20 protein-coding genes are annotated in these 23,736 nt (G+C 41.6%); 12 read left to right on the forward strand and 8 right to left on the reverse strand.

The annotated features are described in order from the left end of the window. Positions 1-74 precede the first annotated feature (74 nt). Positions 75-569, forward strand: a complete 495-nt coding sequence (lrp, locus tag RH40_RS11345) for a leucine-responsive transcriptional regulator Lrp (protein WP_009601650.1) — start codon at positions 75-77, stop codon at positions 567-569. Between the two features lie 197 nt (positions 570-766). Beyond that, positions 767-3,628, forward strand: a complete 2,862-nt coding sequence (locus RH40_RS11350) for a DNA translocase FtsK (protein WP_039954653.1) — start codon at positions 767-769, stop codon at positions 3,626-3,628. A 31-nt stretch (positions 3,629-3,659) separates the two neighbouring features. Here the strand turns inward: RH40_RS11350 and dsbB are convergent, their stop codons facing one another. After that, a complete protein-coding gene (gene dsbB, locus RH40_RS11355) occupies positions 3,660-4,190 on the reverse strand; it encodes a disulfide bond formation protein DsbB (protein WP_009601652.1) in 531 nt (176 codons plus the stop codon). Positions 4,191-4,281: 91 nt separating this feature from the next. After that, positions 4,282-5,871, reverse strand: coding sequence for a Na(+)/H(+) antiporter NhaB (gene nhaB, locus RH40_RS11360; protein WP_009601653.1), 1,590 nt, complete (start codon positions 5,869-5,871; stop codon positions 4,282-4,284). A gap of 650 nt (positions 5,872-6,521) precedes the next feature. On the opposite strand from nhaB, the gene fadR reads away from it, so the two are divergent. Further along, a complete protein-coding gene (fadR, locus tag RH40_RS11365; protein ID WP_009601654.1) occupies positions 6,522-7,361 on the forward strand; it encodes a fatty acid metabolism transcriptional regulator FadR in 840 nt (279 codons plus the stop codon). Positions 7,362-7,405: 44 nt separating this feature from the next. Here the strand turns inward: fadR and RH40_RS11370 are convergent, their stop codons facing one another. Next, positions 7,406-8,572 carry a DUF1887 family protein gene (locus tag RH40_RS11370; RefSeq protein WP_009601655.1) on the reverse strand — a complete coding sequence of 389 codons (1,167 nt, stop codon included), beginning with the start codon at positions 8,570-8,572 and terminating at the stop codon, positions 7,406-7,408. A 310-nt stretch (positions 8,573-8,882) separates the two neighbouring features. On the opposite strand from RH40_RS11370, the gene RH40_RS11375 reads away from it, so the two are divergent. The 6 genes from RH40_RS11375 to RH40_RS11400 all read left to right on the forward strand — a co-directional run bounded on the left by RH40_RS11375 (position 8,883) and on the right by RH40_RS11400 (position 14,342). Continuing rightward, complete coding sequence (locus RH40_RS11375) at positions 8,883-9,233, forward strand: HIT domain-containing protein (RefSeq protein WP_009601656.1); 351 nt, start codon at positions 8,883-8,885, stop codon at positions 9,231-9,233. 94 nt (positions 9,234-9,327) lie between these two features. Continuing rightward, positions 9,328-10,722, forward strand: a complete 1,395-nt coding sequence (locus RH40_RS11380; protein ID WP_009601657.1) for a COG3014 family protein — start codon at positions 9,328-9,330, stop codon at positions 10,720-10,722. Then, a complete protein-coding gene (locus tag RH40_RS11385) occupies positions 10,719-11,108 on the forward strand; it encodes a YcfL family putative periplasmic lipoprotein (RefSeq protein WP_009601658.1) in 390 nt (129 codons plus the stop codon). Before RH40_RS11380 ends, RH40_RS11385 begins: the two co-directional genes overlap by 4 nt. Positions 11,109-11,155: 47 nt before the next feature. Further along, complete coding sequence (gene lpoB, locus RH40_RS11390) at positions 11,156-11,746, forward strand: penicillin-binding protein activator LpoB (RefSeq protein ID WP_009601659.1); 591 nt, start codon at positions 11,156-11,158, stop codon at positions 11,744-11,746. 22 nt (positions 11,747-11,768) lie between these two features. After that, positions 11,769-12,635, forward strand: a complete 867-nt coding sequence (locus RH40_RS11395; protein WP_009601660.1) for a phosphotransferase — start codon at positions 11,769-11,771, stop codon at positions 12,633-12,635. 417 nt (positions 12,636-13,052) lie between these two features. Beyond that, positions 13,053-14,342 (forward strand): NAD(P)/FAD-dependent oxidoreductase, encoded by a 1,290-nt coding sequence (locus tag RH40_RS11400; RefSeq protein ID WP_009601661.1) that lies wholly within the window; start codon positions 13,053-13,055, stop codon positions 14,340-14,342. A 45-nt stretch (positions 14,343-14,387) separates the two neighbouring features. Here the strand turns inward: RH40_RS11400 and RH40_RS11405 are convergent, their stop codons facing one another. From RH40_RS11405 to RH40_RS11420, 4 genes are read right to left on the reverse strand one after another with little or no spacing between them, the layout of a single operon-like run. Continuing rightward, positions 14,388-14,924, reverse strand: a complete 537-nt coding sequence (locus RH40_RS11405; protein ID WP_009601662.1) for a GNAT family N-acetyltransferase — start codon at positions 14,922-14,924, stop codon at positions 14,388-14,390. Positions 14,925-14,935: 11 nt separating this feature from the next. Continuing rightward, positions 14,936-15,706 carry a peptidoglycan binding protein CsiV gene (locus RH40_RS11410; protein ID WP_009601663.1) on the reverse strand — a complete coding sequence of 257 codons (771 nt, stop codon included), beginning with the start codon at positions 15,704-15,706 and terminating at the stop codon, positions 14,936-14,938. Between the two features lie 49 nt (positions 15,707-15,755). After that, entirely contained in the window at positions 15,756-19,220 is a 3,465-nt protein-coding gene (mfd, locus tag RH40_RS11415) for a transcription-repair coupling factor (RefSeq protein WP_009601664.1), read from the reverse strand. A gap of 9 nt (positions 19,221-19,229) precedes the next feature. Then, positions 19,230-19,796 (reverse strand): hypothetical protein, encoded by a 567-nt coding sequence (locus tag RH40_RS11420; protein WP_009601665.1) that lies wholly within the window; start codon positions 19,794-19,796, stop codon positions 19,230-19,232. Positions 19,797-19,976: 180 nt separating this feature from the next. On the opposite strand from RH40_RS11420, the gene lolC reads away from it, so the two are divergent. The 3 genes from lolC to lolE are packed head-to-tail and all read left to right on the forward strand — an operon-like array spanning position 19,977 to position 23,109. Then, the gene (gene lolC, locus RH40_RS11425) at positions 19,977-21,185 is read left to right on the forward strand and encodes a lipoprotein-releasing ABC transporter permease subunit LolC (RefSeq protein WP_039954626.1); all 1,209 of its coding nucleotides are present in this window, start codon (positions 19,977-19,979) and stop codon (positions 21,183-21,185) included. Further along, positions 21,178-21,861, forward strand: a complete 684-nt coding sequence (gene lolD, locus RH40_RS11430; protein WP_009601667.1) for a lipoprotein-releasing ABC transporter ATP-binding protein LolD — start codon at positions 21,178-21,180, stop codon at positions 21,859-21,861. Before lolC ends, lolD begins: the two co-directional genes overlap by 8 nt. Before the next feature lie 3 nt (positions 21,862-21,864). Beyond that, positions 21,865-23,109: a lipoprotein-releasing ABC transporter permease subunit LolE gene (gene lolE, locus RH40_RS11435; protein WP_009601668.1), complete on the forward strand. Its 1,245-nt coding sequence runs from the start codon at positions 21,865-21,867 to the stop codon at positions 23,107-23,109. Positions 23,110-23,208: 99 nt separating this feature from the next. Here the strand turns inward: lolE and RH40_RS11440 are convergent, their stop codons facing one another. After that, on the reverse strand, positions 23,209-23,736 hold the full coding sequence (locus RH40_RS11440) for a DUF2062 domain-containing protein (protein ID WP_039954657.1): 528 nt from the start codon (positions 23,734-23,736) through the stop codon (positions 23,209-23,211).

Below are 23,736 nucleotides of genomic sequence, written 5' to 3' on the forward strand. Positions count from 1 at the left end.
AGTAAAATTTGATACTGAATATTAAAAAGTTGTAGTATATTTTTTTGCAAGGAAGTAATAAGGTGGAATAAAAAATGGTAGACAACAACAAAAGACCGTCTAAAGACCTAGACAGAATCGATCGTAATATCTTAAATGAGTTACAAAAAGATGGTCGGATCTCCAATGTAGAATTGTCTAAGCGAGTGGGTCTATCACCTACACCCTGCTTGGAGCGTGTTCGACGCTTAGAGCGACAAGGCTATATATCGGGCTACACGGCATTGTTGAATCCTCAGTATCTTGACGCGTCTCTCCTCGTGTTTGTAGAGATTACCCTCAATCGTGGAGCCCCAGATGTGTTTGAACAGTTCAATACGGCGGTGCAGAAGCTAGATGATATTCAAGAGTGTCATTTAGTATCGGGTGACTTTGATTACTTACTTAAGACCCGAGTATCAGATATGAGTGCTTATCGTAAGCTTCTGGGTGATACTCTGCTACGCTTACCTGGAGTCAATGACACTCGGACTTATGTTGTCATGGAAGAAGTCAAGCAAACGAACCAGCTTGTTATTAAAACTCGATAAAGAAAATTATTTAGGTTTGGATCGTTCTACCCAAGCGATTTAAAGTCTCTTGGTTGTAAAGGCTTTCCATATTCTGACTTTCAGCAATTGGGTTTTTCTGCTTGATGTGTTTAAATTGAAGGGTCTGAGTGGTTGTTCCGCTCAGGCTTTTTTATTATCTCATTATCGCAAGAAATCAAACACATATTAAGTTGGGTATGTTCAAAGAAACCAAAAACAAAGTAAAGACGATAGTAAAGACTGGAAATAACGCTCAACCTCTCAGGCTAAACGGACCGCAACGCTTGAAAGAGAGCAGTCTTATTGTAGTGGTACTGACCTCTATATTGCTATTCGTTGCATTAATCACGTTCAATGAGGCTGATCCATCATGGTCACAAACTGCATGGGGAGGAGAAGTAAATAATGCGGGGGGTGTTTTTGGTGCTTGGTTAGCAGATAGTTTATTTTTCTCATTCGGCTTGCTTGCATACACTATACCACTTCTTATTACCCTATTTGGCTGGGTTCTCTTTCGAAAAAGAGCAGAAGATGAACCTGTAGACTTTATGATCTGGGGCAGTCGCCTCCTCGGATTAACCCTTCTTGTATTGACCAGCTGTGGACTAGCGGACATTAATTTTGATGATATTTGGTACTTTTCTTCTGGTGGTGTTATCGGAGATGTTTTATCAAATCTTGCCATTCCTATTTTGAACGTTCTTGGGACAACACTAGTTCTTCTCTTCTTATGGGGAGCGGGCTTTACGTTGCTCACTGGAATATCGTGGCTTAACTTAGTCGATTCTATAGGATCTTCGACTCTTCGTATTATAAGTCATTTCATCAACCTCTTCAGAGGGACCTCGAAAGAGGTGTTAGAACCGCAGCTCTATGAAAGTAATGAAGCTAGTGAAATTCAAGAAGACAATGGTCTCGATGTAACGTCATCAGGTTCAGAAGTCGAAGGTAATGATAGCAAAAGGCATGATCGGCAGTTCAATATCCATATTCCAGAAACTGTTACTCAAATGGAGAGAACTTTATCGAATCAATCGAGCGTTGAATCAGAAGTCGTTGAACCACTGAAAGCTCAGTTTGATAATGACAGAATATCTGAGCTTGTGATGAGGAAAGATGAATTACTTCAATCGACGATAGCTGAGATTGAGACCGATATGAACGATGACATAGCTCAAGAAGATATAGAGCAAGTCTCTCATGTCACATACTCGGATAAACTCGATCGCTCAGTTGGTAGTGAAGATAAAGTTGAAAGCAAAGAAGAGGACTTGCCTTGGCATGAGTCTAGGATTGGAGAGGTTGTTACTGAACCATCAATAAAAGCTGAAGAGTTAAATACAATCGTTGAGGAAGTAGAGCTCAAGCATATTGAGAGAGACATAGATTTTGCAAGTATTAATGAAGAACAAGACGCTGACCATGACCAAGAGTCTCCAGGTTCACATAATTTAGATGATGCAGCTGCATTTCAGGAACTTGTAACAGAAGCTCAGGAGAAGCGTGCAGCGAAACAAAACCCATTCCTAGTTCAAAAAGAATCAAACCTTCCAGTTCCAGATGAGCCTCTGCCAACTTTAGAGTTACTTTATCACCCTGAAAAAAGGGAAAATTTCATTGATAGAGAGGCGTTAGAAAATATAGCGAGATTGGTTGAGGCTAAACTTGCTGATTATAAGATAAAAGCAACGGTCGTTGATATTTTTCCAGGGCCTGTCATTACGCGGTTTGAGCTCGACCTTGCACCAGGAGTCAAAGTAAGCCGTATATCGAGCCTATCAATGGATTTAGCACGCTCTCTTTCAGCAATGGCGGTACGGGTTGTCGAGGTTATTCCGGGTAAACCTTATGTAGGTCTAGAGTTACCTAATATGAGCCGGCAAACGGTCTATTTTTCAGATGTCGTTGGAAGCCCGCAATTCCAAACAGCTAAATCTCCAACAACGGTCGTTCTGGGGCAGGATATTGCAGGCGAGGCCTTGGTTGCCGATCTCGCGAAAATGCCCCATGTATTGGTTGCGGGGACGACAGGTTCAGGCAAATCTGTTGGGGTCAATGTGATGATTCTTAGTATGTTATATAAAGCTGGCCCTGAGGATGTCCGTTTTATTATGATCGACCCTAAGATGCTTGAACTCTCGGTATACGAGGGGATCCCTCATCTTTTATCTGAAGTTGTTACTGACATGAAAGATGCATCCAACGCTCTGAGATGGTGTGTTGGTGAAATGGAGCGCCGTTACAAATTAATGTCAGCGCTTGGTGTTCGGAACATAAAAGGGTTCAATGACAAACTAAAAATGGCATCTGAGGCTGGTCACCCTATCCATGATCCGCTGTGGCAAGAAGGCGACAGTATGGATGAGCTACCACCATTACTGGAGAAACTTCCCTACATTGTTGTCATCGTGGATGAATTTGCTGATTTGATGATGGTAGTAGGTAAAAAAGTAGAGGAACTAATAGCACGGTTAGCGCAAAAAGCCCGTGCAGCAGGGATCCATTTGATACTTGCTACCCAAAGACCTTCAGTAGATGTTATTACCGGTCTTATCAAAGCGAACATACCTACTCGTGTTGCTTTCACCGTTTCGACCAAAACGGACTCAAGGACTATTCTAGATCAAGGTGGAGCAGAATCATTGCTTGGCATGGGAGATATGCTTTACCTTCCTCCTGGTTCGAGTCATACAGTTCGTGTTCATGGTGCTTTTGCTTCAGATGATGATGTTCATTCTGTGGTAAATAATTGGAAGGCTAGGGGCAAACCACAGTATATTGATGAAATTACGAGTGGCGACCAAGGTTCTGAATCTTTACTACCAGGAGAAAAGCCAGAGGGTGAGGAAGAGACTGACCCATTATTTGATCAGGTTGTTGAACATGTTGTTCAGTCACGTCGAGGCTCTGTATCGGGCGTACAGCGTCGATTTAAAATTGGTTACAATAGGGCTGCACGTATTGTCGAACAACTTGAGGCACATGGTATCGTTAGTGCCCCAGGACATAATGGGAATCGAGAAGTGCTAGCACCAGCCCCAGGGCGTGAGGTTAATTAGAAAAGAGGGTTGATTTTATCAACCCTCTTTTTTATTGTTTTGGAAGCATTCGTGCAACTAGTTGAGATATAAAAACAATTGCACAGGCAAGAATATTTAAAGAAAAGATGATGACGAGCCATTGCGGCATGGAAAGTCCAAAAAATTGCCAAACAACTTCACTGCAGTCACCATAAGCCTCAAAAACAGAGGGTAGCCAAGTGTTTAGAGGTGCCCAATCTGGGAAAGACACAAAAACATCACATGTTGCAAATGGAGATGGGTTAAATTGAAAGTCAACATGTTGATTTGATAAAGCCAAACCCCTATATGAGGCGTATCCCCAGCTTATCATGGCTAGAGTACGCAAGATCACATTATCTGGCTTCATGAGCCCGATAAGAGCTGCCGCCAGAATTCCAAACATTGCGACCCGCTCGTAAATACACATAACACATGGCTGAAGATCTTGAACATGTTGAAAGAATAATGCGCAAATCTCTATCACTAAGGTAAGAAGGAAGAGAAGGCTCCAGCTTCCTCGTTTGCGAGAAAGCTGATCGAGTGTTAAAAAAATGTTCACATAGGATTCCTATAATAAAAAAGCTCTGATTACTCAGAGCTTAAGATACATGAAAAGTTTCCTAGGAAGAGAAAGTTTTTCACTGCTATTTTTAGTGCGCCACAGAATTAGCAGAATCGATTATGTTGGCTCCCTCAGTAATCCAACCATGGCTGTAAAACCAAGCAGTCATTGGTTCAACAAAGAACATAATACCTATTAGACCGACGATAGCTAAAACAATCGTATACGGTAAAGCCATTATGACCATCCTGCCATAAGATAAACGTATCAGCGGCGCTAAAGCTGAGGTAAGCAAAAATAGAAACGCAGCTTGTCCATTAGGAGTCGCGACTGAAGGTAAATTTGTTCCTGTGTTGATCGCAACCGCAAGTAAATCGAATTGAGGACGGCTGATGATACCCTCGATAAGTGCAGTTTTGACTTCAGTTATGTAGACAGTACCTACAAAAACGTTATCAGACACCATAGATAAAATTCCGTTGGCGAGATAGAAAAGAGCCAACTGGGTATTCTTGTCTTCTACATGGAGGACAGCGTCTATGACTGGTTTAAATAGTTTTTGGTCAATAATAACGGCAACGACCGCAAAAAATACGGTGAGAAGTGCAGTAAAAGGTAGTGCTTCCTCAAACGCTTTACCCATGGAGTGTTCTTCAATAACACCAGTAAATGTTGTCGCAAGTATAATCACTGAAAGGCCTATCAGCCCAACTGCTGCCAGATGCAGAGCGAGTGCTACAATTAGCCAAATAGCAATGATCCCTTGAACCCATAGTTTCGCAATATCCTGCTTGGTTCGACGTTTCTTTTGCTCTCGATCAAACTCGACCAGAATCGTGCGAACATTGTCTGGTAATCGGGCGCCGTAGCCAAAAATCTTTAATTTTTCTACCGCGACACATGTGATCATACCGCAGATAAAAACTGGAGCGGTAACAGGGAGCATTCTTATAATGAATTCTCCGAACAACCATCCCGCTTGGTCGGCAATAATCAAGTTTTGTGGCTCTCCGACCATTGTCATTACACCACCCAGCGCAGTACCAACTCCGGCATGCATGAGAAGTGAGCGTAGGAAAGCTCTATAATTTTCGAGGTCGTCTCTAGTGAGTTCACATAGATGGTCATCTCGAGTGTGATCGTGACTTGCATGTGGGCCTTGTCCAGAAGCGACTTTGTGGTATATCGCATAGAAACCAACGGCCACACTTATCACTACGGCAATAACAGTCAAAGCGTCTAGGAAAGCGGACAAGAAGGCTGCTGCAAAACAAAACACTAATGAAAGCATGCTTTTAGAGCGTATTCCCAACAATATTTTGGTAAATATAAAAAGCAGCAGTTGCTTCATAAAATAGATACCTGCGACCATAAAGACCAGCAGCAACAGAACTTCTATGTTTTCAACTAACTCATGTTTTACCTGACCAGGACTTGTCATTCCGATGGCTATTGCTTCTATAGCAAGGAGCCCGCCTGGCTGGAGTGGGTAACACTTAAGTGCCATGGCGAGCGTGAAAATAAACTCAGCAACTAGCAGCCAGCCAGCTATAAAAGGATCGATAAGAAAAAAGACAAGAGGATTAATTATTAAAAAGGTGATGATCGCGACTTTGTACCAATCAGGGGCTTTACCTAGAAAATTTTTAATAAACGCGTTTCCGAGCGACATCGGCATGACTGAGATACTCTTAATGTTGTTATGAATAGACACTGCGTGCACTTGCGAACTCGTTACCGAAGAGTGATATTCCCCTGATTATTATGAGAAGAGATATATTATGAGAAATATGTTCGGTTTAACAGCAACTTAGTAAAAGTCTAACCTTATATTAAAAAGGATGTATTACATCAAGCTACGTTTCAAAATAGACAAGTACTCCTTTACTTTGGACGTCACTCTACCCATTGGTATCATTTAGTCAATCATAAATTTAGTTTGAGTATTTTATTAGCATATTTTTTGGTAAAAACGGGATCAAAGTTGCGAAAAAACATCAAATAACATACTAAAAGTTCATCTTGAGCTCTTATACTTTACGAAAAGGCCAAATAAACAAGAAAATAGTAATTAGCGAATCGAACACATCAATTCTTTCTCCTCACCTTTTGCTCCAATGACATGGTAAATCTGTTCAAGTCGGATTTTCAAACAACAACTGTCGGGTATTTATCATTAACGTGAGCTTACTAATTATTCACAGTTAGAGTATTTGTTCTATTTATAAATTAAAAATTCTTTACAGAGTCTAGTTTCCGATATTGCAAAACTAGTGGTATGATGAGTCATATTAGACCCGTAAATATACAAGTTTGGATAGAATCTACATGGTCATTAAGGCTAAGAGCCCTGCGGGGTTTGCTGAAAAATATATTATTGAGAGTATTTGGAAAGGCCGTTTTCCGCCTGGTTCTATTTTACCGGCTGAGCGAGAGCTATCAGAGCTCATAGGTGTTACAAGAACAACACTTAGAGAGGTGCTACAACGCCTTGCGCGTGATGGCTGGCTGACGATACAGCACGGTAAACCAACTCGAGTAAATCAGTTCATGGAAACATCTGGGCTTCATATACTCGATACGCTCATGACCTTAGATGCTGATAATGCAACGTCGATCGTTGAGGATTTGTTGGCCGCAAGGACTAATATAAGTCCGATCTTTATGCGTTATGCTTTTAAAGCAAATAAAGAAAACTCCGAAAAAACGATCATAAGTGTTATTGATTCATGTGAAGCTCTCATTGCTGCTGAATCGTGGGATGTATTCATGGAGTCTTCTCCATATGCAGAAAAAATTCGTCAGTTTGTAAAAGACGATGGTGAAAAAGATGAAGCGAAACGCCATTCGGCATTGCTCGCTAAAACTTTTAATTTCTATGATTATATGCTTTTCCAGCGTCTTGCTTTTCACTCAGGAAATCAGATCTATGGTCTGATTTTTAACGGCATCAAAAAGCTTTACGATAGAGTAGGGAGCTACTACTTCTCAAATGTAAAGGCTCGCCAACTCGCCCTACAGTTCTATAGAGATCTGTTAGAGGTCTGTCAATCTGGTAATCGAGATAAGATATTAATAGTTGTTCGAAACTACGGAATGGAAAGTGCTCAGATTTGGAATCAGATGAAGACGTCATTACCGACTAACTTTACGGAAGACGACAGTTGATAATCCATAGAGTCGCTTGATTAGCGACTCTTTTCCTAGTCAGACTAAAGTCCTTGTTCGTCATTCCCTCCTGCTCCCTCGAACCACAACTCTAGCTGCGATTTAAGGTTTTTCAGTTCGTCTGGACCAATTAAAGCAAGCCCAAGGTCCTTTGCTCTAATGATATCATTGTGCCTGAGGGGGCGAAAACTAACTAGCATGGCTCGAGCCTGTAACCCACCTAAAAGATCTCGAAGAGATTCTAATTTATAGAGAGTATCATCTCCATCATCCCTCATTCCTTTAGTTTTACACTCAATAATATGAAGCTTATTATTAACCACTGACGCTACATCAAGCTCGTTTCGCACCTCTTTATCACCTAACTGGCGATAAACTTGTACGTTGAGTGAGTGATCTTGAATTGTTGGCATATCCTTTCTGATCTGTCGAACAGTGCTGTGAACCAAAGTCTCTAACCATTCACCATTAGCAAACCTTCGGGCCCCTTCATCAGAAAATGTAAGTTTGCCCTCTTCATAAGTGGCTATTTCTGCACTGACTAGGTCAGATATCAGTATATTGAGTTCTCGGTAACCTTGTTGCTTATCAGACAAAAAAACATCAAGCTTTTGTTCTTTACGACAAGTTGTTGCTAAATAATTTAGGGTGGCAAGTCCTGGTCCTAACTCTAATGCATTACTCGCCCAGCGTTCACCAAGTGAGTGAAGTTTCTCGTCTAGTTGCTCTGAAAATTGCTGGTCGTAAAATTCACCGCGAGCACCAAAGACGGTGAGGTAATCTGAGATAGTAATATTATCTTGGACTTGGGTATCTTCTTTTCCGTTTGGATATAGCCAACACAGCTTATCGGTCGTTGGTTCAACAACAAAAATTGGCCATTCGTTACTGCGAAAAATTTCATAAACTGACAGCAGTCTGTGTCTTAGTCCACAGCTAGCGTTGAGTTTTATTTCTTCTTTTCTATCTAGTAATTTTTGAGTCAAAAGACTAAGTGAACATTTAATCTGTGTTGGGTTAGCTACGTCAGGAATTTCAAAAAACTCTGAGCTTAAGCCTCTTTTTTTGAGCACGCTATCTAAGCGAAGATACATCTCTAATTGGTCAGAAACACCAATAAAAATAATGTGGTTACTGATGGTCCTACTGTCTAGCATCGGAGTCAGTAGTCTGATTGGATCTTGGTCAATAATCCCAACATGCACAGCCATTTATTTTCCTCGTGTATGGCCTGGTGGAAAGTGTAATTATATGAGTAGCAGGCCATATAATGATATAGGCATCCGAAAATCAAAAAACAAGGGCTCCAACGTAAAATAAGTCTTCAATTTCATAAAAATGACACTATTTTTACAAGCATGAGTATCACTCGAATTGTACTCTTATAAAGAGAGCGCGGCGTAAAAAGTTGACCATATTTAAATAAATTTATTATCGAACGGTGTTTTTAATTGTTATTTTTCGTTAGTTAACGCATACTCGTGTCATAAAAATTATGTCAAAGAAACGACGGAGCGTCCGATGGCGGAAGAAACAATATATAGTAAGATTATTCGTGGCGAAATAGAGTCTGAAATTCTTTATCAAGACGACTTAGTCACTGCTTTCGTAGATATAAACCCCCGAGCACCAAAGCATTTCCTTATTATCCCAAACAAACTTATACCAACGATAAACGATATCGAAATTGAAGATGAAATCGCGTTGGGACGCATGTTTACAGTTGCCCGTAAGCTCGCAAAAGAGGCAGGGATCGATGAAGATGGCTACAGACTGATCGTCAACTGCAATGCTCATGGTGGTCAAGAAATTTATCACATACATATGCATTTGGTTGGGGGTAGGCCACTAGGCCCAATGCTTTTGAGTTAGATGAAATAACATGAACCAAAAGTAAAAAATGTTGCCCTAGTACTTTATTGGGACAAATAGATCTATCAAACTCACGTAAAGTTTGGAGTTAGTGGTGCAAAGACTCGTAATACGAGCCCTAGTTACTTTGCTAGCAGTTTTCAACGCAGGTTGTGCAAATTTAACAGCGGGAAATATATTTAGTCATTACAGTGCTCAGAATGACGATGTTCATCAAGCCGTTCTTTATGGGAACTACAAACAGGCAGAAGAATCCCTAAGCGATCAGGTCGCTGGCCCTATTCTCGACAATATGGAAAAGGGGCGTGTGTACTTTTTAAATGCAGATTATAAAGAAAGTAAATCGGCTTTTGAAAGTGCAGATTTGGCGGTTCGCAAACAGCAGGATCAAGCAGTTATTTCAGTCAGTGAAACTACAAAAAGTCTCAGTGCACTCGCTGTCAATGATAACTTTAAGACCTACGAGCCTGCGGATTATGAGTTGGGCTTCCTTCATTTGTATCTTGGGCTAACTTATGTGCAGAAGAACCAACTTGATGGTGCATTGGTTGAGATGCGTCGAGCAAATCAAGTGCAAGAAAAAGCGCGCAAAGATCGGGAAGGCGAATTAGAGGCTGACCAAAAACAAATGTCGGCACAAGGGCTTTCTCCCAATCTGGGAAGTATTTTAGCAAATTATCCAGACGCAGGGTCAAAGCTAAAAGCTGTTCAGAACGGTTACCTTTTTTACTTGTCGGCACTGTTATACGAAGCTAATCGAGATTTGAATAACGCTTATGTGGATTACCGTCGAGCTCTCGCTGTTGCTCCTAACAATCTAGAGGTTATCCGCGGAACGATGCGTGTGGCTCAGCGGCTTGGTATGCGTAATGATCTCAAACTCCTAGAAAAACAATATGGGCAAGTTGAACCATTACCGGCGTCCAAATCAAGAATTGTTATTTTGGATGAGCGCGGGGTCGTCGATTCATTAGATAGTTGGAAGTTATCTCTGCCGCTATATGATAGCCGCGGTAACGGTGCTTTATACTCTATTGCTTTGCCGTATTACAGCGATAAATTGCGTCCATCCTTTCCTCCTCTAAGTGTAAATGGGAGCAAGGCAGACTCGAATTTAATCGCCGACGTAGATTTAATGGCCAGTCAAAGTTTGAGTGAGAGGTTACCTTCAATCATTATCCGTCAAGCACTTCGTGTATGGGCGAAAGATATGATTAGGAAGAGTCTAACCGAAGAAGAAAATATTGGTAGTTTGTTGGTTAATGTTTGGAATACATTGACTGAACAACCTGATACTCGAAGTTGGTTAACCTTACCTTCTCAAATTTACACCTCAAGTATGGTCGTGAATCCGGGAATGCAAACTGTGTCTGTTGGAGGACAAGAATATAATTTTGAACTCCAAGCTGGAAATACGGCTTTGGTTTGGCTCTCTCGTCAAGGTGCACATGCCACAATTTGGCATAAACAGTTAGGAAACATAAAATGAAAAAATGGTTAGCAATAGCGGCCGCCACGTTATCTCTCTTAGGTTGTGCTAGCAATACATCGGGGTTAAAGATTGAAGGTGCCTCACAAAGAGTCATCTATGGCGATAATGTACTCGCTGGGAGACTTTCAATCGAAGATATTTCAACAACTATCGTCGATGGTAGAACTCGTGGAGTTGTGCGACTAGTAAGTAAATACAAAGGTGACCAATCAATTCAATACCGGTTTTATTGGTATGATGATCAAGGGCTTGAGGTTAACGCTAAACGCGGTCCTTGGAGACAGCTTATCATTCACGGAACTGAAGAAGCTTCGATTTCTGAGGTTTCAATTAATCCTAATGGACGCGAATTTCGCGTACAAATCCGACAACTAAAAGACTAGAGGTCGAATGACCGATAAAATTTATAGAGAAATCTAAGGAATTAACCATGAAAAAAAGTGTGATTGCATTGCTCGGTTTGGCTGTCGTCCTAGGCGGCTGTTCCAACCAAGTGAGTTATGGTGATGCGCAGGCCGTTGAGACGACAACTATCGACTTTGGGTCAACAGACTTACAAAAAATTGCTGGTGAGATGGTTGATAGTATGATGATGTCTGGTTCAGTAGCGGCATTAACTCGTGATTCTAGGCCGATTGTTTTCGTTGAACGCATAAAAAATAAGACAAGTGAACATATTGATACTGAGTCAATAACAGACACTATCAGTACCAAAATGCTGAACTCCGGGAAATTTCGTTTTGTTGATATGGATAGAGTCGAGTCTGTCCGTGAGCAACTAAACTTCCAAAATAATGACGAGCTTGTGAATCAGAGCACAGCTATCCAATTCGGCAAAATGGTCGGAGCGCAATACATGCTATATGGAAATCTATCTAGCATTGCTAAAAATGCGGGGAGTGATAAAGACGTCTACTATAAAATGACGATGCGCCTAATGGATCTCAAAACGGGTCTTATTGAATGGGCTGATGAAACAGAAATTCGTAAGCAGGAATCTAAGAGCTTTCTAGGCTTATAATTTCATGGTAAAGGAGTGTCTTATGGCTAGGATGTTATGGGATGAAGCTTGTAGGCTTGATCAATCGCTCTCTAGCTTAGGACACTACTTTTCTTACCCTCCTGAGTATGCACAAACGTTGACTGGTGGGTTGACTAATCGTTGTTGGAAAGTTGTCTTATCTGAAAACGAAAGTTATGTCTGGCGACCAGTCACGCCAATCACTAAAGCCTTCTCAATTTCTCGATTCCAAGAATTTCAGATATTAAATGCTTTAAAACCAACGGATCTTGCGCCCTCAGCGATGTATTTAAATGATCATGGATTATTAGTTAGTTGGGTTGAGGGAAGTACAAGCAACAATGATATAAAGTTAGATGCTTTACTAAAGCTGTTGGGAAGGGTGCATGAATTTGATGCGACAAAGCTTCCTATTGCGCCTTTTAACTACACAGCGAGAGTAGACCACTATTGGATCCTTCTGAACGAACAGAATAAGGTAGAACCATTCTTATCTATATACAATCAGTGGCGTTTAACTCCAAACCTCGTTGATGTCGGTCAGGTATTGTGCCATCTAGATTTAGCGGGGCATAATATTGTGAGAACAGATGCGGGAAATAAAATCATTGACTGGGAATATGCAACTATTACAGACCCAAGGCTAGATTTAGTCTTGAGTGCCGAAATGATGGGTGAAAAACCATTGGAAGTCGGCTATCGCTACTGTCAGTTACGCGGCATCGAAGATGTAGATAATTGGATTGAGGGTATTATTGCTTGGCGCCCTCGTGCAAAAATGATGGCCATGCTCTGGTATTTGTTGGCTTTCCAACTTTGGGGTGATGAAGCCTACTTTTTGACAGCGTCACAAATTGCTGAAGACTTGACGGTTAGTAGTGACACATAAAGTACTTATCTTTGCTCAAACAACCTAAAAAGAGTCGATTATTTCGTAGTGTTGTTCTTAAACCTAACGAGATGACACCGCTTTGAAACCTACACCTTTAAGTCACTCGGGTATATACTATTTCCCGATAGTTTATAACGCATACGCATTACAACAATTACAATATACTTGATAATATATATATCTTGTTGCGTACACTGTTCGTCTCGATATAATGGTAGAGTAGTAACTAAGCCATTATGGTAGATAGCGCTGTTCTTTCAGTAGACGAGAATTCTAAGCTTTTAATACTCTCGAAGAACAATCTTCCTCTAGAAGTAACATTCACTCTTTGTCGAGTGGACGTCTCCATTTTCAAATTTTTAAAGTCGAAATTCGATTTGACCCAGTTTAATAATACTTTTGAGGAAATTTACTATGACAAGAATCATCGTTGTAGGTGGTGGAGCAGGTGGTTTAGAGTTGGTAACAAAGCTCGGGCGAACTCTAGGCAGAAAAGGTCGTGCTGAGGTTACATTAGTCGATCGTAAAGCAAGTCACCTTTGGAAGCCATTATTGCATGAGGTCGCAACAGGCTCTTTAGATGAGGGTGTGGATGCGATTAGCTATCGTGCCCATGCTAAAAATCACCATTTTGATTTTCAAATGGGCAGTTTAGAAGATATTGATCGCGAGAGGAAGTCGATAACGCTGAGTGAGTTGAAAGACGAACATGGTGATTTATTGATGCCCAGTCGTGAGTTGGAATATGATATTTTGGTATTAGCTCTTGGCTCAACATCGAACGACTTTAATACTCCAGGTGTCAGAGAACATTGTATTTTTCTCGATAGTCCAGAGCAGGCAAGCCTGTTTCGCAGCGAGATGAATAATCAATTTTTGAAACTACATGCAAATCATGGCAACGGTACAGTAGATATTGCGATTGTTGGTGCAGGTGCAACGGGTGTTGAATTGTCTGCTGAGCTCCATAATGCTGTCAAAGAATTGCACAACTATGGATTCGGTGATTTAGATTCTAGCAAACTCAACGTGAATCTGATTGAAGCTGGTGACAGAATACTCCCTGCTCTTCCCACTCGTATCTCATCAGCCGCTCATCAGGAATTAACTCAGCTCGGCGTTAATGTACGAACTTCGACAAGAGTTACTCAAGCTGATGAAAATGGTTTAGTCACTCAGAGTGGAGAAAAAATCGCCGCTCAAATAATGGTATGGGCTGCAGGGATTAAGGCACCTGATTTTATCAAAGACATAGGTGGCCTAGAGACTAATCGCATTAACCAGCTTGTGGTTACCGAGGCTTTACAGACCACCAAGGATGAAGATATTTTTGTCATTGGTGATCTTGCGGAGTGCAAACAACCTGATGGCTCATTTGTTCCTCCACGCGCGCAGGCTGCCCATCAAATGTCATCGCACACATTTAGAAATATTGTTGCCAAGCTAAATGGAAGAGAGATAAGGCCTTATATATATAGGGATCATGGATCTTTAGTTTCTTTGAGCCGCTTCTCTACAGTTGGGAGCTTGATGGGCAACTTAACTAAAGGATCGATGATGATCGAGGGTAGGATTGCACGCGTGGTTTATATATCCTTATACCGCCTTCACCAGATGGCGCTACATGGTATGTTTAAAACTGGCTTAATGATGTTAGTTGGACGGATTAACCGCGTGTTGAGACCCAACTTAAAATTACATTAAGTTGGAATCGCGCTGAACTATGTTTACTAGCTCAGCGCTGTTTACCTATTGTATAACAGAGTAGACGGCGCCAGTTCTCGCTTTTCCGTTATGAATGAAACGATTTCTGGCTAACGTTTCAAAGACGCCACCGCAAGCTAATATTAGTTTTTGGCTTGCGGTGTTTTCAGGATCACACACGACCTCAACTCTTGTAAGACTCAATTCGGCAAAGCAGAACTCAAGTAGTACTTTTACAGCATTGATTCCTAGCCCAATCCTCTGATGTTCATCTGCTATCCAATATCCGATACTCGCCATATTGAATGTATGATAAACCTCATTGATTGCAACCATGCCGACTAGAACAGAGTTGTCTCGAGAGAAAACCCCGAATCCATATGCTTCGCCTTTTATCCAGCTAAGGCGCGTCGCTTTTACGAATGCCTCAGCCTCGTGTTGGCTAAAATCAGCGTGACACCAGTCGATCCAAGGATAAAGGCTCGGTGAGTGATTAATGCAGTGCGCGAGTTGTTGAGACTCATCAATTCTGATGAGTCTTAGGATAAAATTCTGGGTAACAATTTGGAAATCTGGAGACATAGCAAATTAGTCTATTGGTTGACACGTCGTACTTGGATAAGTACTCCCATTAAGGGGTGGTCAAGATAATGTGTCTCGTTACTCCTCATGCGCCTTTTTTGGTCCATTCTGAAGGTTTGTAAAAACTCCTCTTCATGGATGGAAGGGGCAATTTCCTCCATCATTCCAACGTGAGTAACTTGATTGTTAAACGATGGCTGAATATTTGACTCGTTGAATTCTTGAGGCAAGAAACCTAGTGACCTAGTTCCAGGTGCCTTTAAATCAAGTTCCAAATCGGCATAGAGATAATGTTCTACAAAAATTTGAAGTTTACCTTCAAGCTGTGGGATTGGTTTAGGAATACTCTGTTCCGTGATTCCTTCATTTGAAACCGCTGGCGTATTTAAACGAATAGTGCCATCTTCATTGAAACGTTTTGAAAAATCTTTACCTGCTTTTATATGGAATGAGGGGGAACCATATCGACCTTTATCCCCTTGTCGCCAAGCCTTGTGCATCAGGACCTTAAAACCAGCATGTTGACTCAACTTTGTAACTTGATCGTTAAGTTTATATTCTGATGCAGGAAGCATAACCACCCCTTTACGAGCTCGGTAATTTGAGTCATTTAATGAGCCCGAATTTTTAAACTCTATGCTCGGTAAATTTTGTGGCCATGATTCATTGGTCTTTTCTGCGTCAATAGCACGCTTAAAAATGACGACTTCTATATCAAACTGACGCTCAGCCAACGCTGGCATCGCAAATAGCATGAATAATAAAGGAACCAGTATTTTCATTACATCTCCATCTTGAGGCCCCGAAGGCCTCATTGTTTCTATTTTAACGCTAAAGTGCTGGCACGAGGTTTTTTTGAAAATCACCTAGCGTGTCTGTAACAAATTGAATTCGTTTACGCCTATCTGTTAATGGTACCGTAAACTTAAACTTGGTTGGGCCGTCCATCGCAAATTTTTGCGGTTGAGATTGCAATAGTTTAACCAAGTATACAGGGTTAATGTCAGCATCGGGGTAAAATTCTACGAAGCCACCTTTGTCATGCGCTTCTATTTTATTAACTTTTAGTGATGCCGCTTGGAGTTTGAGCTTAGCGACCGATAGAAGGTTTTCTGCTGCATCTGGTAGCTTCCCAAAGCGGTCAATCAACTCAACCTTAACATCTGCTAAGGTATCGCTGTCTGCTATACCTGCGATTTGTTTATACATTGAAAGGCGAGTATTAATATCCGGAATGTAGTCATCGGGAAGTAAAGCCGGAATGCGAAGCTCAATTTCAGTTTGCTCTCGTAAGAGATCGTCCAATGAAGGTTCCTTGCCGTTTTTGAGTGCTTCTACGGCTTGCTCAAGCATTTCCATATAAAGAGTAAAACCAACCGATTGGATTTGACCACTTTGCTCATCCCCCAATAGTTCTCCTGCTCCCCTAATTTCTAAGTCATGGGTTGCGAGGGTAAACCCAGCACCTAAGTCTTCAAGTGATGCAATAGCATCAAGTCGCTTGATTGCGTCTTTAGTGATAGCTTTGGGGTGAGGAGTTAATAAGTAGGCATAAGCCTGATGATGGGAGCGTCCAACACGGCCTCTGAGCTGATGCAGCTGTGCTAGCCCTAGGTTATCTGCTCTGTCCATGATAATTGTATTGGCTGTTGGGACGTCGATACCAGTTTCGATAATGGTTGTACACACCAGAAGGTTATATCTTTGGTGATAAAAGTCGTTCATTATCTGTTCTAACTCTCGTTCCCGCATTTGACCGTGAGCGAAAGTAACCCGTGCTTCTGGAATGAGTTTTTCTAATTCACTTGCGACTTTCTCTATCGTCTCAACTTGGTTGTGTAGAAAATAGACTTGACCACCACGCATGATCTCTCGTAAAGCCGCTTCTCTAACTACAACATCATCTTTTTGACGAACAAACGTTTTTATCGCGAGTCTGCGTGCTGGAGGGGTCGCAATTATCGATAAATCACGCATGCCGCTCATCGCCATGTTGAGAGTTCTTGGTATCGGAGTTGCTGTAAGCGTTAGTATATCTACGTCTGCCCTCATCGATTTCATTTTTTCTTTTTGACGTACTCCAAAACGGTGTTCCTCGTCGACAATTAACAAGCCCAGATCTTTAAATTTAATATCGTTTGAGAGAAGTTTGTGTGTGCCAACTACTAGGTCGACTTTACCTGCTTCTATGTCCTCTAAAATACGTTTTTGCTCTTTCGCAGTTTTGAATCTTGAAAGTACTTCAACACGAATGGGTAGATTTGCAAAACGGTCTCGGAAGTTTTCGAAATGTTGTTGGGCAAGAAGGGTAGTAGGGACCAGAACGGCAACCTGTTTACCATTGTCCGTTGCAACGAAAGCCGCTCTCATCGCAACCTCTGTTTTCCCAAATCCGACATCCCCACAAACGAGTCTATCCATTGCTTTTGCTTGGCACATATCAGACATGACAGCATTAATTGCCATAGCTTGATCGTCAGTTTCTTCGAAAGGAAAACCTGCTTTAAATGTTGCATATTGACCTCTATCGAGCTGAAATTGAAAACCCGGTTTGAGTTCTCGCTTGGCATACACATCTAGAAGTTCTGCGGCGACATCTCTGACTTTTTCCGCTGCTTTTCGCCTTGCTTTTGACCACGACTCACTACCCAATTTGTGTAGCGGCGCACTGTCTTCTGCTCCACCAGAGTATCGACTTATAAGGTTTAGGGCTGCTACCGGAACATATAGTTTGGCCTCATTTTGATATTCGAGTGTTACATACTCAGTGGTGATACCGCCAACTTCTAATGTTTGCAGTCCTGTATAGCGGCCGATACCGTGATCGATATGCACAACGGGCTGTCCTGGCTTGAGTTCCGCAAGATTCCTTATAACCGAATCACTGTTTGTTGCTTTACGTCCTTTTCGTCGACGTTGAATGACTCTATCACCAAGTAAATCGCTCTCACAAATCAATGCAAAATGGATGTGTTTTGCGACAAATCCATGTTCTGCTGAGCCAATAATTAATGAATATTTTGAGTCACTATTTAATGCTTGTTGCAGACTATCAGTGATCTCTGGGCGAAGATTAATTTGGCTCATGAGTTCGAGAAGTGCTTCTCTTCGGCCCTCAGATTCGACGGAGAATACCACTTTACCTGCAAAACTCTCCCCAAACTCTTGTAAGGCCGATAGCGGGTTATTGTTTTGGTGTTTAACTCGCAGATCTGGGAGCCTATCGACTTCTAAGTTATGCTTCCCAGATTTTTCTTCATTGATTACATCAGTAGATAGTTGAGCTTGTGGAAAATCTTTTAAACGTTTGTAAAGCTGATCTTTTTTCAACCATAGTTGGTCGGGAGGGAGTAATGGACGAAGTGGGTCCACTTTCCTTTGTTCGTACCTGTAGTCAACGTCATTTAGGAAAGTCTCCATCGCAGACTCTATATCGCCAAGGACAATCATCAGGCTATTATCGGGTATGTAGTCGAAAAGCGTCTCTGTCGTTTCAAAAAAGAGTGGTTGCCAGTATTCAATGCCTGCTGGCCACACTCCTTTTGATACCTGCATATAGACAGATTCTGGTTCTCTTCGAGCTTCGAATCGCTGTCTCCAACGAACACGAAAATCTTCAATCGCACTTTCTGTCGTAGGGAATTCATGAGCAGGCAACAGCCTGATTTCGTCGGTCTCCGTGAGTGAACGTTGATTTTCTGGGTCAAAGGTTCTTATACTGTCAATCTCTTCGTCAAAGAAATCAACTCTAAAGGGGGTGTCGGAACCCATGGGGAAGAGATCCAAAATCGAGCCTCTGGTCGCATATTCTCCCGGGCCAAACACTTGTTCAACGTGTCGATATCCTGACTTTTCGAGCTGTATCTTTAATTTGTCTAACGAGAATAAATCTCCAACCTTTACCATAAGCGTGTGTTGTAATAAGAACTCTCGTGGGGATTGGAGTTGAAGTAATGTGTTAATAGGGACAACTGTTATGCCTTCAGATTGAGTAGGCAAATGGTAGAGATGGGATATCCTGTCGGAAATAATTTCTTGATGTGGCGAGAAACTATCGTAGGGTAGAGTCTCCCAATCGGGAAATAAGGATACCGATTGATCAGTAAACTGCTCAAGTTCATGAGTAATTTTGAGCGCACTTTGCGGGTCCGGTACGACCAGCAGAGCGTGAGCATTGTGAGACTTTGCCAGCTCAGAGATGGCAATTGGAAGGCTCGAGCCAATGAGGTTACCAAATTGTTTTTTGTCTCCAGCGGTTGAAGGACTCGCCAGATTAAATAGAGTTTTTTGAGTCATAATTTTTATTTATTTGTCGCGATCCAGTGAGCGCTGACGGAGGAGTTTCTGTTGTTGATGTAACGCAGCTTTGATGAGTAAGTCTTCATCAAGCTCTCTCAGTAGGTCATATTTTACCGTAACTAAATACGCATCATCTACTTTTTCGATCTGAGATACGTGACCGTAGCAATATACAGCTGCCGCTGGGTGCTCTAAAAATAGCTTTGCTCTGACTTTTTGGTCGAGATCTAATTGTTCTGGTGAAAAATAAGTAAATTGACTGGCCCCAAAAGAATGTGTCTGAAAACGCATCGAGGGATCGTCTTGTTGAGAAAGCATAAAAGTAAGTAGTAAATTGAGTTTTGAGTTCTGGTTATCGAGTAACTGAACAACGTGTTTGAAGTCACTATTTTTTAACTCATTTCGTGCAGCGTCATTGAGGAGGTCAAGATTACTAAATTCACTTGCAACGATAAAAGGCGCAGGAATCTCAGCCTCAAATTTTTCGACGCTCGGGAGTGAAAAGTTGACAGTCATCACTTCAACGTTAACGGTCATTGTGTGATTGACAGTAAAAAATTCTTGTTCAGACATTCTAGATTCCTTCTATATTACCTTTGATTATCGTTATCTCTGACGGGTAATCAAGGTATCTAGTTGTTTATTTGTTATTTTAACGGCTAATTGGCAATTAAACACTACAACCATTGTAAATTAATAGGTAAAGTACGGTTCATCCCAAGTGCTCTTATGTCCCAAAGTTGATAGTTAATTATGCTTCATTCAGTATCTGCCTTTATAGGCTTGCGTTATCTTAGGGGAGGATCCGACGACAAATTTAGTCGTTTTGTCTCCTACATGTCTACAGCGGGAATTACAATTGGTGTTATGTCGCTAGTAACCGTTCTTTCGGTAATGAATGGGTTTGAAGCTCAATTAAAAAACCGGATTCTCGGGGTTTTACCTCAGGCTGTTATTTCCCAAAATAATGACAAAACTGACATGTCGCCATTGCCTCCCAAATTTGTCTCTCAATTTCCATCGATACAGGCCCCTGAGCCAATAGTTAAAGGTGAAGCAATCATACAAAGTGCCGATCAGATTAGTGCTGGGATAATTATCGGTATTGATCCATCAAACAGCGATCCGATAAGTCGCTATTTGATTGCAGGTAAGCTCGTAAATCTTGAAGCAGGGGAATATCGAGTGTTTCTCGGCCACTCGCTGGCACGTGCTATGGGTATCTCTGTGGGTGAAAGTGTAAGATTGATGGTTACTAGCGCAAGTCAATATACACCGTTAGGTAGAATACCTTCTCAAAGACTCTTTAAGGTTGCTGGTATCTATAATACAGGTTCTGATATTGATGGACAGTTAATGGTGACACATATACAAGATGCAGGTCGACTGATGGGATTTAGCTCAAAAACTATATCAGGTTGGAGGTTGTTTTTTGAGGATCCTTTTTCCGTTAGTGAGTTGAGCAAAAAGACGCTACCAGAAGGGTGGAAGTGGCAGGATTGGAGAGCTGAAAGAGGGGAGTTGTTCCAAGCAGTTAAAATGGAAAAACACATGATGGGTTTGATGCTAGGTTTGATTATTGCGGTAGCGGCCTTCAATATCATTTCTGCTTTGATTATGGTTGTGATGGAGAAGCAGTCTGAAATTGCAATACTTAAAACTCAAGGTATGAGTAATCATCAAGTGCTCGCTATTTTTATGTTTCAAGGTGCAAGTAGTGGGATCGCTGGTGCCGTTCTAGGGGGTATATTGGGTGTTATTTTGTCTCTTAACCTTAATCTAATTCTGTCTTTTGTGGGCGTAGCACTTTTTTCAAACGGGGGACAATTACCCATTCTAATAGAACCGAGTCAGATTCTTATTGTGATAATACTTGCTGTCCTACTAAGTTTAGCAGCAACATTTTTTCCTTCCATTCGTGCATCTTCAGTGAAACCGGCAGAGGCTTTAAGGTATGAGTAATATTCTTCAGTGCCACAATTTATTTAAAACTTACAATGATGGTGCGATTGATACTCAAGTATTAAACGGGGTGAGTTTATCGCTCACGAAGGGTGAGTTAGTCTCCATTGTTGGTTCGTCAGGTTCAGGTAAAAGTACTTTGCTCCATATTTTGGGGGCATTGGATACCCCGAGTTCTGGCAATATCTCTTTTCTTGGAGAGGACCTAGGTGCCTTAAGTATGAATCGTCAAGCTAAGCTACGTAACCAACACCTAGGCTTTGTGTATCAGTTTCATCATTTATTGGCAGACTTTAGTGCGCTAGAGAATGTTGCAATGCCCCTATTAATAGGGGGTGAGAAGCTATCACAAGCCAAACTGTTAGCAAGAAAATTGTTGGAAAAAGTTGGGCTTGGACACCGAATTGAGCATAGGCCAGCCGAGTTGTCGGGAGGGGAGCGCCAGAGGGTTGCGATCGCGCGAGCACTTATTAATCGTCCTGCGTTGGTGTTAGCAGATGAACCAACGGGAAATCTCGACTATAGCACCGCATTGTCTATTTATGATTTGATGCGAGAGCTTAACCAAGAGTCAGAAACTGCTTTTCTTGTCGTAACACATGATAACGATCTCGCTGATAAAATGGAGCGAAAACTTCATATGAAGGATGGTCGTTTGCTTGGAATTGGAGATTAGTCGGTGTTTAAATCTCTGTCACTATTGATCGGATTCCGTTTTAGCCGCGCAAGGCAAAGAAATAAAATGGTTTCTTTTATCTCTATGTCTTCGACCATTGGTATAGCGGTCGGTGTTGCTGTCATTATCATTGGGCTGTCAGCAATGAATGGTTTTGAGCGAGAATTAGAGAACCGAGTGTTGTCTGTAATTCCACATGGTGAGCTTGAGGGAGTTCGCGGTCCCATTTCCAATTGGAACTCGATTATTGAGCAATCAGAGCAGCACCCTGAGGTCGTTGCGGCGGCACCCTATGTAAAGATTACCGCTCTAGCTGAAAAAGGGAGCTTACTTAAAGCGATTGAAGTTAGGGGAGTCGATCCCAGTATGGAGCGCGGTGTCTCTGATATTCCTAACTTCGTTACGAAGAATGCTTGGCAAAATTTAAAAGCGGGAGAACGACAGATTATTTTAGGCAAAGGTGTTGCTGAGAAGTTATCGGTAACGACCGGGGATTATGTGAGTTTGATGATCCCAACTAAAGGGGCGATTCAAAAAGTTCAATCTCTTAAGAGAGTAAGATTAAAAGTCATCGGACTTTTATCATTGAACGGACAAATCGACCATAGCCTTGCTTTGATTCCAATTGCTGATGCACAAAAGTACTCTAACTTCGGTACCAGTGTTACCGGCGTTGCTCTAAAATTCAAAAACGTTTTGAAGGCCAACTCTATACTCAGAGAAGTTGGAGGCACGCTTGATACTTATGTCTATTTAAAAAGCTGGCAACAAAAATTTGGCTTTCTTTATCGTGATATCCAACTTGTTCGCATCATTATGTATTTAGTCATGGTGCTTGTTATTGGTGTGGCTAGTTTCAATATTGTGTCAACATTAATGATGGCGGTTAAAGATAGAGCATCAGATATTGCTATTCTCCGTACGATGGGGGCAAACAACCGCTTAATAAAGAAAGTATTTATGTGGCAGGGCATTCTATCAGGTGTGATCGGTAGTCTTTTTGGGAGTATCGTCGGTATGCTTATCGCCTCAAATTTAACTTATATTATCACCTGCATCGAAGGGGTCATTGGGCATAAGTTTCTATCAGGAGATATCTACTTTGTTGACTTCTTACCTTCTAAGCTTGAGCTAAGTGATGTAGCACTTGTTTCGATGACCGCGATTGCCTTGAGTCTCGTCGCTACTTTTTACCCTGCCTCTAGAGCCAGCAAGCTACAGCCTGCAACGGTTTTAAGTTCAAAATAAATATACATGGGCTCGTTGAGAGCCCATTGTAATCGTCCTTGATAAACTTATGTTTTTCACATTAGAGAGCATGAGTTACAAATAACGATATTCTTCTGTTTACTTCTTCAATAGTTTTATTCTAATTTTTCTTTGTTGCCAGCTTCTTACTACTGAGTAGCGCCAAAAGGTGCGTATACCGAAATAACCCAGAGCAGCGGAAACAACACCACATATAAGACACCCTAGCAATAGAGATGGCCCAATCGTAGTCATTTGATCAAGTAAAAAGTCCCACGATAGCTCAAAGTGGAAGTTTTGTGGCGGAACTTGAAGCACCCATGCTCCAAGTTTATATGCGAAATAAAATAGGACTGGCATCGTAACAGGGTTACTCACCCAAACCAGTGCGACAGAAAGTGGAAGGTTTACACCACAGGCAATGGCTAAACCTGCGGACATAATCATTTGGCTAGGTAAAGGAACAAAAGCCATGAACAAGCCTACTGCGAAAGCCCCAGAGGCAGAGCGACGATTCAGACACCACAAGTTTGGGTTGTACAAGACATTACCAAAAACCTTAAGTGCCTTTTGACGTTTGATCACCTCATGGTCTGGCATAAAACGTTTGATTATTTTTTTCGGCAT

Source organism: Vibrio caribbeanicus ATCC BAA-2122 (genome assembly GCF_000165125.1).
GTDB classification, from domain to species: Bacteria; Pseudomonadota; Gammaproteobacteria; order Enterobacterales; family Vibrionaceae; genus Vibrio; species Vibrio caribbeanicus.